Source organism: Kushneria konosiri, assembly GCF_002155145.1.
GTDB lineage: Bacteria > Pseudomonadota > Gammaproteobacteria > Pseudomonadales > Halomonadaceae > Kushneria > Kushneria konosiri.
Genome location: NZ_CP021323.1, coordinates 1,990,107 through 2,003,332 on the forward strand (window position 1 = coordinate 1,990,107; position 13,226 = coordinate 2,003,332).

The window sequence follows — 13,226 nt, forward strand, 5'->3', positions numbered from 1 at the left end:
AAGTCCCGGCCTTACGGATGCACCGCTTTCGGGGCTCGGTTAAGCTGGCGCCTTACAGATCGTGTCCTGTCCCGCTGGAACCCCGTCTGTCATGAAAATTGAGCTGCCATGAATAGTGACCTGCCATGAATAGTGCTGTGCTGATCTCTTTTGCGGTAATGGCGCTGGCCGTTGCTGTAGCCCTTGCCCTGTGGTGGCGCAGTCAGCACCAGCGCGCGCTGGTGGAAACGCTTGAGGAGGACAATGAGCGTCTGCGCGAGCAGGTCGGGGAGACCGAGCGCATGCTGGCCGAGCGCGAGGCCCTGCTCGAGCGTGAGCAGACCCATACCCAGGAGCTGCGAACGCAGCTGTCACAGCGTGAGCATCGGCTGGCAGAGGTCAATGAGGCGCTATCGGATTACCGTGAGCGCACCACACGACTGGAAGTGGAAAAGCAGCGGGATACGGCCCATTTCGAGGAGCGCCTGAATCTTCTGGGCAGCGCGCGTCAGGAGCTGACCCATGAGTTCGAACGGCTGGCCGGGCGCATCTTTGATGAGCGCCAGCAGCAGTTCTCCCACCAGTCAAAAGAGAGCGTCAGCGCCTTGATGGCGCCGGTGCGCGAACAGATCGAACAGTTTCGGGCTCGTCTTGAAACCCTGCATGGCGAGCAGCAGCAGGGCCGCACCCAGCTCACCACCCAGCTGGAGTATCTGGCCGGGCTCAATCGTCAGATGAGCGAGGATGCCAGCAATCTGACCCGGGCCCTCAAGGGGGACAGCAAGTCGCAGGGCAACTGGGGCGAGCTGATTCTGGAGCGGGTGCTGGAGCGCTCGGGGCTGAGACAGGGCATCGAGTACGAGCGCGAAGTCGTGCTGACCCATGACCAGGGCCGGTCACGTCCGGATGCCGTCATCTATCTGCCCGAGTCGCGTCATTTGATCATCGACGCCAAGGTATCGCTCACCGCCTGGAGCGAAGTGGTGGCGGCAGAAAGCGCCGTGGCCCGCGAGCAGGCCATGCGCCGGCATTTGCGTTCGGTGCGCAGCCACATCGAGACGCTGTCCGACAAGGGCTATGCGCGCCTGCCGGGGCTCAATGCCCCGGACATGGTGTTTTTGTTCATGCCCATCGAGCCAGCCTTTGCCGCGGTGTTCGAGCATGATGATCGACTCTTTCATGAAGCCTTTGATCGCCATGTCGTACTGGTCACGCCCTCGACGCTACTGGCCAGCCTGCGCACGGTGGCGGGTCTCTGGCGGCTGGAGCGCCAGAACGATAACGCGCGCGATATTGTTGCTCGCGCCGAAAAGCTGCTGGAAAAGTGCCAGGGTTTTGTGACCAGCATGGAGGAGGTCGGCACGCACCTTGAACGCGCCACCGGCAGCCATCGTCAGGCGATGAATCGACTGCGAGATGGCCAGGGCAGCCTCATTGCTCAGGCCGGACGGCTCAACGCGCTGGGCGTTCGCAATCGTAAACCCTGGCCGGAGAGCGTCAGCGAGAGTGCCCGAAGCGGACGTGAGGCGCAGGAGGCTTTGCACAACGAACGCTCGTCCCCGTTTGCCGAGTCGCGCGACGCCTCCGGAACGCTGAGCTTTGATGAGGACTGAGGCGCCATGGCGGGCGAGGCGTTTTAGCGTCCGTTCCGGCTCGGGTAGCCAAACAGCCGCATGATCGAGGCGCTGCGCGCGCTTAAAAGCTCGGGCGTGCGCTTGAGCGCCTCTTCCAGCGCCATCGGGCCATCCGCCAGTGCAAAGGCAGCCGTTACGCCTTCTTCGAGCGCCTGCTCCCAACCGCTGTCGAGTTTTCCGGCCAGCACCACGCAGGGCACCCCCTGACGGCGGGCCGCGCGGGAAACGCCGATGGGCGTCTTGCCGGACAGGCTCTGGCCATCCAGCCGGCCCTCGCCGGTGATGACCAGATCGGTGTGCTCCAGCGTCTTTTCAAAGCCGACCTGTTCCATCACAAGCTCGATGCCCGGGCGCAGCGTGGCGTTCAAAAAGGCCAGCGCGGCAAAGCCCATCCCACCGGCCGCACCCGCTCCGGCGCTGTCGCGATGATCCTGGCCGGTCGCATCCAGCGTGATGTCGGCAAGCCTTGCCAGGGCTTGATCCAGCTGATCGACCTGCTCTTTTGTGGCGCCCTTCTGCGGCCCGAAAATGGCACTGGCGCCCTGATCGCCGCATAACGGGTTGTTCACATCCACGGCAGCCTCGACCGTGAGCTGCGCCAGACGCGGGTCGATCCCGGAAAGGTCGATGCGGGAAAGCCCGGCCAGAGCGGCGCCGCCTGGCTCAAGAGGTTGATCATTGTCATTCAGAAAGCGCACGCCCAGCGCACTCATCATGCCGGCGCCGCCGTCGTTGGTGGCGCTGCCGCCGAGTGTCAGGATCAGGTGCTCGGCGCCGGCCTCGAGTGCAGCATGAATCAGCTCGCCCACGCCTCTGGTGGTGGTATGCAGGGCATCGCGCTCCTCCGGCTGCAGGTGCTGCAGACCGCTGGCCTCCGCCAGTTCGACGATGGCGGTGCGGCGGCTGGCGATCCAGCCCCACTGTGCCATGCGAGGACGGTTTAAAGCGTCATGAACTTCCAGACTGCGTGCCTCGGCTCCGCTGGCCGTCAGCAGGGCTTCCAGCGTCCCTTCGCCGCCATCACCCAGCGGGCAGAGCGTCCAGTCGGCATCGGGCGCGGCCTGGCGGATTCCTTCAGCGATGGCGTTGGCAGCGTCGGTGGCGCCCAGGGCATCCTTGAAGCTGTCGGGGGCAATCAGAATGTGCATGCAGGCGCTCCGTTCGAAACAGTGAGCCATGAGCATACCCGGCACGTCGGATACCGGCCACCAGCGCCTTTTGCTCTTGTATTAAAAGGCCCACCGAGGCGGGCCTGATCAAAAGAGAAGGGGAGCGATCATCTGCCGTGAAGCGCAATGGCGTCGTCACCGGCTTTCAGGGTTGGAAGAGCCGGGCAGGGCGAGCCCGAGCCGGCCTCCCGTCAGTGCCTTTTTTTCGGATACGTTGACCCTGCTGCCCCCTGAACGTCGATATTGCGGGCGTTTCGTATTCGCTCTACTGTTTTAGCAAGGGTAGGGACCGTGTGCCTTCCCGTGGGAGCACCTTCGGGTGTCAGGGGTATTTCACCGGGGACGCACGCCATGTCCATTCAGTCGTTCATGACCCTGTCATTGCTGAGCCTTGTGCTGACAGGCTGTAGTTCCCTGTCCTCGAGCCGGCCGCTGGATGTTCAGGAGCAGTTCCTGCCGGCGTCGTGCTACGCCACCTACGGTGGGACGCGTCTGACACAGATTCGTGCCATTGCCGCCGCGCTTGAAGCTCAGGGCTATGAGGTGCGAACCAGCGATGTCGAGCTGGGGCTGGTCAGTGCCGAGCGCATCACGCGTCAGCCGGGGCTGGGCGCGACTCGCCAGTGGCGGGGCAGCAGTATGGGATGGTTTGGCGGCCACCGTAGAGGAGGCATGCTGGGTGTCGGGTTCGCAGACCCCTTCAATGTCTTTCGCTCGGACCCCTATAGCGTTGAGCGCGTCTCGGTCAGTGCCGACGGACAGCGCTACTTGGCAGTGCGCAGTGTGACGGTCGTATCACCGGACGGTTTCGTTATCGATGCTCGTTCGGCCTCCCACAACCCTTCTGTCAGCAGACGCATGCGGCGATCGATCAGGCGCTGGCGCACTCGGGAGAAGGCTCATGACCCCAGGATATGAACGCGGCGTGCGACGCATCAGGCAGGCGCTGATCATGCTGGTACTGATGGCGGGCATGACTGCCTGTGCCACGACTTCCTCGCTGCCGCCGCCCGAGCGCCTCCAGCATTTCAATGCCTCGCCTGACCAGGTCATGCAGGCCACCATGGCGACCCTGGCCGAGCGAGGCTTTGTCATCGTTTACGGCGATCACGCGCTTGGTGAGCTTCGCGCCCGCTACGCTTCCCGCCCCGAGTGGCGCGTTGAGGCGCACGTGGCAGGCGATGCGAGCGGAAGTGAGCTTCAGCTCAAGGGCTGGCAGGGCAATGCAGCGCTGGGCGTGGGCGATTTTGACCGGCTCACCACTGACATTGCCGAGCGTCTTGGCGAAGGGCCGCTGTCAGCACCGGCCTCCGTGACGCCCTGAGTCAGACACTTTTGAACTCGTCAGCAAAACGCTTCAGCAGCGCCAGGCGTGTCTGCCGGGTGTCTTCTGTCAGCGGCTGTGCCTGACCTGCGCCCCAGACCGGGCCGGGCCAGGCATCATCTCCCTGTGCGCGCGCGATCACATGTACATGCAGCTGGGGCACCATGTTGCCCAGCGCGCCGATGTTGATCTTGTCGGCGCCGGTATGGCGCATCATGAACTCCCCCAGCTGATCGACTTCCTGCCAGAGCCGTGCACGCTCCTGTCGTGGCAGTTCAAAGCTTTCACGAATGCCGTCCCGCTGTGGTATCAGCAACGCCCAGACAAAGCGGGCGTCGTTCATCAAACGCAGCTCGCAAAGTTCAAGCGAGGCCACAAACAGCGTGTCTGCGGCCAGTCTTTCATGTAGCGCAAAGGCCATGCTGTCGCTCCATGGTCAATAAAAGGTTAGATGGATCAGGGCATTGGAGGCGATCGCTGGTGAAAATGCAAACTGGCGAAAAAGATGCCAGGCTCGTGTCATGGGCGCGCAACGATCAGGTCCACCCGTCTGGACAGGGGCACCCATATCACCCGATCAACAAGGAGTTGTGACATGAAAAAATGGATGAGCATGATGCTGATTGCCCTCTTTTCCGCCGCGGCGCTGTCGGCCTGCAATACGGTCGGTGGTGCAGGTCAGGACATTGAAGAAGGTGGTGAGTCCATTCAGGACGCTGCCAACTAAGTGTGCTTTCCCGGGCAGGGGCGCAACGCCACCTGCCCGTACCCTTCAATACTGCCTTTCTGTCTCCTCCGCTTCGTGTTTTCTGCCCTGACGGTTTCCCTGCCCGTCCAGTGCCCTCTGTCACCTGTTGCCTTTGTCTGATCATCGCCCCCTGACAGCGATGATTTGACCCGGCTCAAATGATATAAATATACGCTTGATAATCCTTATCATTAAACTTAATGTGGCGTCGCTCGGTTTGACGCCTTCATACGCCTGAGCGCGGGATTTTGCGCCGATCAACAATGCGGCAGTGATCTATAACAGTCAGGGGAACAGTCATGAATCAAACGGGGAAGTTCTGTCCCGGTGCAGGAGAAGTACGCTATCTGACCTCGCTTCTGGCCGGTGCCGTCCTGTTGCCGGTCGCCGGCGGCGTATGGGCAGCCGAGCAGCAGGGGGATGGCGCTGCGACGACCACGACGGTCACCACGACCACTGCCACGGCTTCCGGAGGCGACGGCTCACGTCTTGATACGATCACCGTGGAAGGCAACCGGCTCTATGACATGCTGCCCTCCGAGCAGACCGGCGGCTATGGCGTGGATGCCGCGACCGTGGGCACCAAGACACCGGCGGCCCTGCGTGACATTCCCCAGTCGATCAGCGTGGTGACCCGCGAGGCGATCGAGGATCAGAACTTCGACACGCTCGATGAGCTCGCCAAACGCACCCCCGGCGTGCGCGTGCTCTCCAATGATGACGGTCGCTCCTCGATCTACTCGCGCGGCTATGAATACGACGAATACAACATCGATGGCCTGCCGGCCCCCATGGCCAGCATCAATGGCACCGTGCCCAATCTCTCGGCGTTTGATCGCGTGGAGATCATGCGTGGGCCATCCGGCCTGTTTAACAGCACTAGTGAAATGGGCGGTATCGTCAATCTGGTCCGCAAGCGCCCGACCGATGAGTTTCAGGGCCATGTGACCGGCCGCTATGGCAGCTGGGACCAGAATTACGTCGAGACAGACCTGTCCGGCCCGATCAATGCCGATGGCAGCGTGCGGGGTCGGCTGGTGATCGACAACAGCGACACCAACGGTTTTGTTGATCGCAACGACAATACCCATCAGACGTTTTACGGTGCCTTGGATGTTGATCTGGATGAGGCCACCACCCTGTCACTGGCCTACCTGCGTCAGCACAAGGACATTACCGTCAACAATGGCCTTCCGACGGGTGCTGACGGAAACCTGCTGGATATCAAACGTTCTACCTTCGCTGGCGCGGATTGGAACCGCTTTGAAATGCAAAGCAATGACTACATTGCCGAGCTGACCCACCAGTTCGATAACGGTGGCTATGGCCGATTTGGCGCGCGGTATTCCGACCGGCAGGCCAACTACAACTATATATTTGGCGGCACCGGGGTCGATGCCAACGGCGGTTTTGACGCTCGAGGCACGGGTGGGGATATCGACCAGCAGTCTCTCTCCATGGATGCCAGCTATAGCCAGCCTTTCGATGCCCTGGGCAATGTCAGTGAGTTTGTGGTCGGTACGGATTACAAGCGCTACGAAACCGACACGGTTCGAAGTGCCGTATCTGCAAAAGGCCGTAACGGTGTCTATTTCAATGACGGTCTCGGGGATGGGCCAACGTCGTTTGATGGCATCAGAAACATTACCGAGATCGATTTTCTTGACCCCGACCGACGTGGTGCCCGAATTTCCGATCAGCTTGAAACGCTTGAAGAATATGGCCTCTATTCCAAGCTGACCTTCCGCCCGATTCAGGATCTGGCCCTGATCGGGGGCGCTCGGCTGAGTTCCTATCAGGCGCGTGTCACCACTCATGGCAACAATGATGTGGTCAGCAGTCGTAGTGATGATGGCAAGGTCACGCCCTACGGCGGTCTGGTATACGACCTTGATCGCCATCATTCGCTGTATGCCAGCTACTCAGAGGTGTTCAAGCCGCAGACGCAAACGGATGCCAATAACGATCTGCTCAAGGCGCGTGAGGGCACCCAGTATGAAGTCGGCATCAAGGGCAGCTACTTCAATGGCGATCTGAATGCGCGCATGAGTGCCTTCCGTCTCTATGATGAAAACTATGCGGCCAGTGTGACCGGACAAAACTACAGTGCCGATACCGGCAAGCGGCGTATCCAGGGGGCAGAACTCGAGCTGACCGGCAGCATTACCGATCAGTGGGACGTGATTGCCGGTTACACCTATCTCGATACCGAGGTAAAGGATGGCGATGAAGAGGCGACCTTCCTGCTGATGCCGCACAACATGGTCAATCTGTGGACCCAGTACGGCTTTGAAGGCGGGGCACTGGACGGTTTCCGTATCGGTGGCGGCGTGACGGCGATGGATGGTTTCCATTCCAGCCAAGGGGTCGAGGCCCCGGGCTATGCGGTCGTCGATGCCATGGTCGGCTACGACTTCACGCCGAACCTGTCGGGTCAGCTCAATTTCAACAACATTCTCGACAAGAAATACTACGAGCGTGTAGGCAGTACCGGCACTTTCAATATGTACGGTGCGCCTTCCAATGTCGTGGCCTCACTGCGCTACGATTTCTGATCGATGCCGCGCCGGCCCTGTCGGCGCGGCTTCCACGAGAGACAAGGCATCAAAAACCCGGCACATGGCCGGGTTTTTTTGATGCCTGAGTAGTGGCGCTGGCGGATCAGCGAATGCCGAGCGTGGCGCCACCGTCGATGCGCATGTCGTGCATGGTGATATGGCGGGCACGATCACTGAGCAGAAAACGAATCGCCTCGCTGACATCGCCAGGTTCGGCAATACGCTTTAATGGAATGCCCAGTTTCCAGCCTTCCAGCGAGCCGCGAATCACATTGTCGCGACCGCTGTCGTCAAGCCACATGCCGCGCTGCATGTCGGTATCGGTGGAGCCCGGGGAGACGAGGTTGCATCGTACATTGTGCTCAGCCATTTCCAGCCCCAGACAGCGCACCAGCTGATGGGTGGCCGCCTTGGAAGCGCAGTAGGCGCCCATGGCCTGACGCGGCGTGTCGGCGGCGTTGGAGCCCACCACCACGATGGCCCCCTGCTGACGCTCGGCCATTCGCCGGGCCACGGCGCGGGTCACGTTGAACACGCCGGTGGTATTAACGTTGAGCGCATGCAGCCACTGGGCATCGGTCAACTCCGTGATGCGGCCCATCTGCAACACGCCGGCAACATGGGCCAGACGCGTGATGGGCGCCCGGGCTTCGATCTCGGCAATGGTGGCGTCTACCGCACCTGAGTCGCTGACATCCACAATGTGGGCGCTGACCCGCTCGGCGCCGAATTCACGTTCCAGCTGCGCTGACGTCTCTTTCAGGGTGTCTGCAAGATGGTCCAGCAGGGCAACGCTTGCGCCTTCGCGAAGAAGGTCACGGGCGAGCGTCGCACCGATCCCGCGGGCGGCACCGGTGATGACGATATGATCGCTTTGGAATTCACCGCTCATTTGAGTTCATCCATGATGCGATGGCGCTCCTGATGGTAGCGCTCCTCGTTCCAGCAGTGGCGCCAGTAGGGCACCGCGTAGAGCTGACGTTTGGTCAGACCGCGAATGCCCATCAGATGCTCGCGCAGGGAGAGTACGGCCGAATTCTCGCCGCCGACCCAGGCCGAGACGCTGCCGGACTCGGGAAAGTCCATGGCACGCACCGCATCGATCTGCAGGGTCGACAGACACGACGGAATGTCACCGCGATAGAGCCAGTGCACCTTTACACCTGAAGGATGGCGCAACGTCTGGCACTCGGAGGGGCTCTCCACTTCAATCAACACCACGCCGCGGGCGTCCTCGCTCATGGCCTCGAGCAGCGCGCTGATGGCGGGCAGGGCGGTCATGTCACCTGCGATCAGCGACCAGTCGGCCGGTGGCAGCAGTGGGTCGGGGCCGCCCGGTCCGCTGATGCCGATCAGGTCGCCCGGACCTGCGGCCAGCGCCCAGCGCGAGGCCGGGCCTTCATCGCCGTGCGCGACGAAATCCACACTCAGTTCGCGCCGCTCGACATCGAAATGACGCACGCTGTAAGTGCGAGTGATCGGTTTTTCCTCAAGCGCCGGCCAGACCACGCCGGCCTCGGTCAGCTGCGGCAGCACCGGTGCACTTTGATGCTCAAGGGGCAGAAAGACCTTGATATGACCGCCACCGCGATGCGTGGGAAAACCTTCCAGCGCTTCACCGCCGAGCACGATACGAATCATGTGCTCGGTGATGATTTCACGGCGCACCACTTCCAGCAGCATCGGCGGGCGCTTTTTGCCCTTTGGCGCCGCTTGCGCGGTGGCCTGAGGCGGGATCGTTTCAGTAGCGCTCATGCACTCACTCCCTGACGATTGAGCAGCGCGACCCAGTCGGTAATGGTCGGCGCTTCGACCAGATCCATGAAGCTGACATCAAAGCCTTCCCGGCGCAGTTCCTCGACAAACGTCATCATGCGCATCGAGTCGAGCCCGTAGAAGAGCAGACTGTCATCGGCAGGAATCTCCTCGACGCTGACACCGGCAAGGGTGGCGACCCGTTCGGTCAGTGCCGCCTGTGTCATGGTGCCGACCTGCTGGATGCCCTGCGCCGATTCGAGCGCTTCAAGGGCGCGGGCGCTGGTGGTAACCACACCGCAGCGGCCGGCGACGTACTCAAGTGCCATGTCGTGACGTTCGCGGGAAAAATCCGCCACGCCGTCGGTGAGCATGAAACACTGCACATCCTGCATGAAGCCTTCCAGCGCCGTGGCCATGCAACCAATGTGGGCATAGACCCCGCCGATGATCAGCTGATCGCGGCCCCAGTCACGCATGCGCTCGCGCAGGTCGCTGCGCTGAAAGGCGCTGTAGCGCCACTTGGTCAGCACCACGTCACTGTCCTGCGGGGCCAGCTCGTCCACCACCGGATACTGCTCGGGGTGTGCCGGCAGTCCTGGCCCCCAGAAATCGTTGAGCAGGGCGCGATCATCATCGGGCTGATCGGTGGGCTGGGCGGTATAGACCACCGGCACGCCCGCGGCGCGCGCGGCCTTGATCAGCGCGGCCAGATGACGGATCACCTCGGGGACAGGCGCCGCCGTCACGTCATACTTGGCCAGAAAGTAGCGCTGCATGTCGTGAATCAAAAGCACCGCGCGTGATGGCTCGACCTGCCAGTGGACCCGATTGTCGGGCAGCTCGCTGGTGGTGGGCAGTGAATAGCTCGCGATGGCGGGAATGGCCATGTTACCTCTCCTGTAATCTTTCAGCGCCGCGACGTATGGTCACTTGCTCTCGGGCGCGTCACCGGTAAACCATTGCGCCTTGAGCGTCTGGCGCAGCGCCTTTTTACTGATCTTGCCTACTCCGGTCTGGGGGAAGGCCTCAAGAAACTCAAAGCGTTCGGGCACCTTGTAATGGGCAAGGCCACGGTCACGCAGAAATCGTGCCAGCACCATCGGCTTTGGCGTCTCGCCGCGGGGTACGACAAAGGCACAGACGCGTTCGCCCAGATAGGGGTCCGGCATGGCCACCACGGCCACGTCATGGACGCTGTCATGGGCCAGTAGCTGGTTTTCGACTTCCTCGGCGGCGACCTTCTCGCCGCCGCGGTTGATCTGATCCTTGTCACGTCCTTCGACAATCAAATAGCCATCAGGTGTCCTCTGGACGCGATCGCCGGTGCGATAAAAGCCCTCTTTGGTGAAGGCGCGCTGGTTGTGCGCGTCTTCAGGCTCATCGCCTTCGGCCGGCGCCACAAAATAGCCCGGAATGGTATAGGGCCCGCGCGTGATCAGATGGCCCACGCCGCCCGGCGGAATCGGCTGATCGTCGTCATCGACCACCAGTACCTCATCAAGGGCCGACATCGGCTGACCCTGAGTGGTGTTGATCAGCTCGATCGGATCATCAAGGCCGGTGTAGTTGACCAGCCCTTCTGCCATGCCAAAGACCTGCTGCAGTCGACAGCCCAGCGTTGGTGCCACCCGGCGCGCCGCCTCGCTGACCAGCTTTGCCCCGCCGACCTGCAGAATGTCCAGACTCGACAGGTCTGCCTGAGCATGGGGGGCGCTATCCAGCCACAGCATGGCCAGCGGCGGCACCAGCGAGGTCATGGTGACCCACTCGCGCTCGATCAGGGCAAAGCACTCATCCGGACTGGGACGCGGGGCGATGACCAGACGTCCGCCGCCGAGCAGTACGCCGAGAAAGCCCGGCGAACTCATGGGGAAATTGTGCGCGATCGGCAGTGCGACCAGATAGACCGTGTCACTCGTGACGGCGCAGGCGCGATTGCTCTCGCGCAGGCTGTAGTGATAGTCGTCATGGCGGCGAGGAATCAGTTTGGGGACGCCGGTGGTGCCGCCGGAGAGCTGGAAAAAGGCCAGGTCATGGGCGCTCGGAACATCCGCGACCGGCTCGCCCTCGTGGTCCAGCAGGCGGTCAAACGCGGTAAATTCCTCGGCTTCGCCGCAGACAATGATCTGTTCGAGCGTGGGGACGGTCTCGCGCACCTCGCGGGCCATGGTGCGATAGTCAAAACCGCCGTCGCGGTCACAGATCAAAAGCGCTCTTGCCGTGGCGGCGCGACAGAAGTGCTCGATTTCAAAGCGGCGATGCGCCGGCAGGGCAAAGACCGGCAGCGCGCCCAGTCGGAACAGCGCGAAGCAGGCCACCACGAATTCGTGACGGTTGGGCAACTGAATGACGACCCGGTCGCCGCGCTCAATGCCTGCCCGGCGCAGGCCGCGGGCAAAGGCATCGACACGCCGGTCGAGTTCGGCATAGCTCAGGCGCAGATCGCCTTCGACCAGCGCCTCGCGTGGGCCGTGCTCAGCGGCCAGACGGCGCAGCATGGCGCCGAAGGTTTCATCGATCCAGCAGCCCTGCTCGCGATACAGGCGCTGGCGTTCAAGCGGATAGTCCGGGCAGCGCGCGATGATGTCGTCAAGCGAGGCGCGTCGGGACGGCGCCGATGTGGAAGTCGTGGTCATGATCAGGCAGTCGTGTTCGGTTTGTCGTCTTCGTAATCAAGGCCCATGGCATCGAGCATGGTTCGCATCTTGGCTGCCGTCTCTTCCAGTTCGCCTTGCGGGCTGGAGCCTGGCACCACGCCGGCGCCGGCAAACACTCGCACGTGATCGGGGGCCAGCTCGGCGCAGCGTATGGTAATGGCCCACTCGCCGTCGCCCGTGGCGTCACACCAGCCCACCAGACCCGTGAAATAGCCGCGTTCGAAACCTTCCAGCGCCTCGATGGCCTGATGGGCGTCCTGCCAGGGTGCGCCGCAGACGGCAGGGGTGGGGTGCAGCGCTGCGGCAACAGCCAGCGACGTCATGCCGGGGTCGGCCAGCTCGCCTTCAAGCGTGGTGGAAAGATGCCACATGCGGTCGGTGGCGATCACTTCCGGCCCCTCCGGAACCTCCAGCGTATGGCACAGGGGGCGCAGGGCGGCCACGATGGCTTCTACCACCAGGGCGTGCTCGCGCAGGTCCTTGTCGGAGACGCGCAGCCCATCGGCGCGGCGCTGGTCTTCCTGCGGGTCACGATGACGCGGGATAGAGCCTGCCAGCGGATTGGCGATCACGCGATGGCCTTCTCGGCGAATCAAAAGCTCGGGGCTGGCGCCGACCAGACTTTCGGCTTTACCGGTGGGCAGGGCAAAGTTGTAGCCCTGCGGATTGATGCTCACCAGCCGCTTCAAAAGGGCCTGGGCATCGATCGGCGCACCGGTCTGCACGCGCAGTGAGCGGGCCAGCACCACCTTGTTGAGCGCCGTGGTATCAAACAGGGTCAGCGCACTCTCCACGGCGTGACAGTAATGCCCGGGTGCCGGCTCGGGGGTGATGCCGAAGGCAGAGGTTTCCAGTGGTGCGCTGACCAGGGGAACGCCGGACGTGTCGGGCGCCGCGCGCAGCAGTGCTTCAGGCACGAAAAGGCGGGCACTGTCAGCGTGATCAAACGGGATCAGTCCCATGATGACCGGGTCGGGATGGCCCTGACGCCGGGCGGTATCAAACAGGGCGCGAGCGGCGTCATCCAGTGTTTGAGGACGGGCATCGGCGGTCTGGCACTCGTGGGCTGCGCCACGCCCGAGCAGGGTAATGGCCGGCGAGGAGAAAAAGGCGTCACCCGGCCTGAGCCCTTCAAGCAGTCCCCAGGGGGCCTGAGAGAGAGATAACCGGGAGGGAAGTGGCTGATTCACGTTGACTCCTGACAAGTCGCGTTGTCAGTGGACGGACACCGGAAGGTTTGAATCGGTGCGATAACTGGGAAGCACCATAGCTCAAATGAGAAGCATTATCAAAATCATTTGTGTTGGCAAATGAGGCGCTTCATTGGGCTCAAAGGCCCGGCGCAGGCTTTTACGGGATCGACTATGCTTGCTTCCACGCCCGAAGATGCCCGGTCAAT

The 13,226-nt window shown here is 62.3% G+C and carries 12 protein-coding genes; 5 read left to right on the top strand and 7 right to left on the bottom strand.

All coding sequences use genetic code 11. The annotated features are described in order from the left end of the window. The first annotated feature begins 125 nt into the window (after nt 1-125). Nucleotides 126-1,592 carry a DNA recombination protein RmuC gene (locus B9G99_RS09185; protein WP_086621832.1) on the top strand — a complete coding sequence of 489 codons (1,467 nt, stop codon included), beginning with the start codon at nt 126-128 and terminating at the stop codon, nt 1,590-1,592. Between the two features lie 23 nt (nt 1,593-1,615). Here B9G99_RS09185 and B9G99_RS09190 read toward each other — a convergent pair whose 3' ends face one another. Further along, a complete protein-coding gene (locus B9G99_RS09190; RefSeq protein ID WP_086621834.1) occupies nt 1,616-2,761 on the bottom strand; it encodes a glycerate kinase in 1,146 nt (381 codons plus the stop codon). Nucleotides 2,762-3,133: 372 nt separating this feature from the next. Between B9G99_RS09190 and B9G99_RS09195 the strand changes: the two genes are divergently transcribed. Continuing rightward, nucleotides 3,134-3,700, top strand: coding sequence for a hypothetical protein (locus B9G99_RS09195; protein ID WP_086621836.1), 567 nt, complete (start codon nt 3,134-3,136; stop codon nt 3,698-3,700). Then, entirely contained in the window at nt 3,684-4,106 is a 423-nt protein-coding gene (locus tag B9G99_RS09200; RefSeq protein ID WP_086621838.1) for a hypothetical protein, read from the top strand. Before B9G99_RS09195 ends, B9G99_RS09200 begins: the two co-directional genes overlap by 17 nt. A gap of 1 nt (nt 4,107) precedes the next feature. On the opposite strand, the gene B9G99_RS09205 is transcribed toward B9G99_RS09200, so the two are convergent. Beyond that, the gene (locus B9G99_RS09205; protein ID WP_086621839.1) at nt 4,108-4,527 is read right to left on the bottom strand and encodes an HIT domain-containing protein; all 420 of its coding nucleotides are present in this window, start codon (nt 4,525-4,527) and stop codon (nt 4,108-4,110) included. A 174-nt stretch (nt 4,528-4,701) separates the two neighbouring features. Between B9G99_RS09205 and B9G99_RS09210 the strand changes: the two genes are divergently transcribed. Both B9G99_RS09210 and B9G99_RS09215 read left to right on the top strand, forming a co-directional pair. Continuing rightward, the gene (locus B9G99_RS09210) at nt 4,702-4,833 is read left to right on the top strand and encodes an entericidin A/B family lipoprotein (RefSeq protein ID WP_086621841.1); all 132 of its coding nucleotides are present in this window, start codon (nt 4,702-4,704) and stop codon (nt 4,831-4,833) included. A gap of 320 nt (nt 4,834-5,153) precedes the next feature. Continuing rightward, nucleotides 5,154-7,409, top strand: a complete 2,256-nt coding sequence (locus B9G99_RS09215) for a TonB-dependent siderophore receptor (protein WP_086621842.1) — start codon at nt 5,154-5,156, stop codon at nt 7,407-7,409. Nucleotides 7,410-7,515: 106 nt separating this feature from the next. Here the strand turns inward: B9G99_RS09215 and B9G99_RS09220 are convergent, their stop codons facing one another. Genes B9G99_RS09220 through B9G99_RS09240 form a run of 5 tightly spaced genes read right to left on the bottom strand, consistent with a single transcriptional unit; the run spans nt 7,516 to nt 13,017 of the window. Further along, the gene (locus B9G99_RS09220; protein ID WP_086621844.1) at nt 7,516-8,304 is read right to left on the bottom strand and encodes a 2,3-dihydro-2,3-dihydroxybenzoate dehydrogenase; all 789 of its coding nucleotides are present in this window, start codon (nt 8,302-8,304) and stop codon (nt 7,516-7,518) included. After that, nucleotides 8,301-9,167, bottom strand: a complete 867-nt coding sequence (locus B9G99_RS09225; protein ID WP_086621846.1) for a siderophore-interacting protein — start codon at nt 9,165-9,167, stop codon at nt 8,301-8,303. The genes B9G99_RS09220 and B9G99_RS09225 overlap by 4 nt, the downstream gene beginning before the upstream one ends. Continuing rightward, a complete protein-coding gene (locus B9G99_RS09230) occupies nt 9,164-10,057 on the bottom strand; it encodes an isochorismatase (protein ID WP_086621848.1) in 894 nt (297 codons plus the stop codon). The genes B9G99_RS09225 and B9G99_RS09230 overlap by 4 nt, the downstream gene beginning before the upstream one ends. 39 nt (nt 10,058-10,096) lie before the next feature. Beyond that, the gene (locus B9G99_RS09235) at nt 10,097-11,806 is read right to left on the bottom strand and encodes a (2,3-dihydroxybenzoyl)adenylate synthase (RefSeq protein WP_086621849.1); all 1,710 of its coding nucleotides are present in this window, start codon (nt 11,804-11,806) and stop codon (nt 10,097-10,099) included. 2 nt (nt 11,807-11,808) lie between these two features. Beyond that, nucleotides 11,809-13,017 carry an isochorismate synthase gene (locus B9G99_RS09240; protein WP_227875764.1) on the bottom strand — a complete coding sequence of 403 codons (1,209 nt, stop codon included), beginning with the start codon at nt 13,015-13,017 and terminating at the stop codon, nt 11,809-11,811. Nucleotides 13,018-13,226 lie beyond the last annotated feature (209 nt).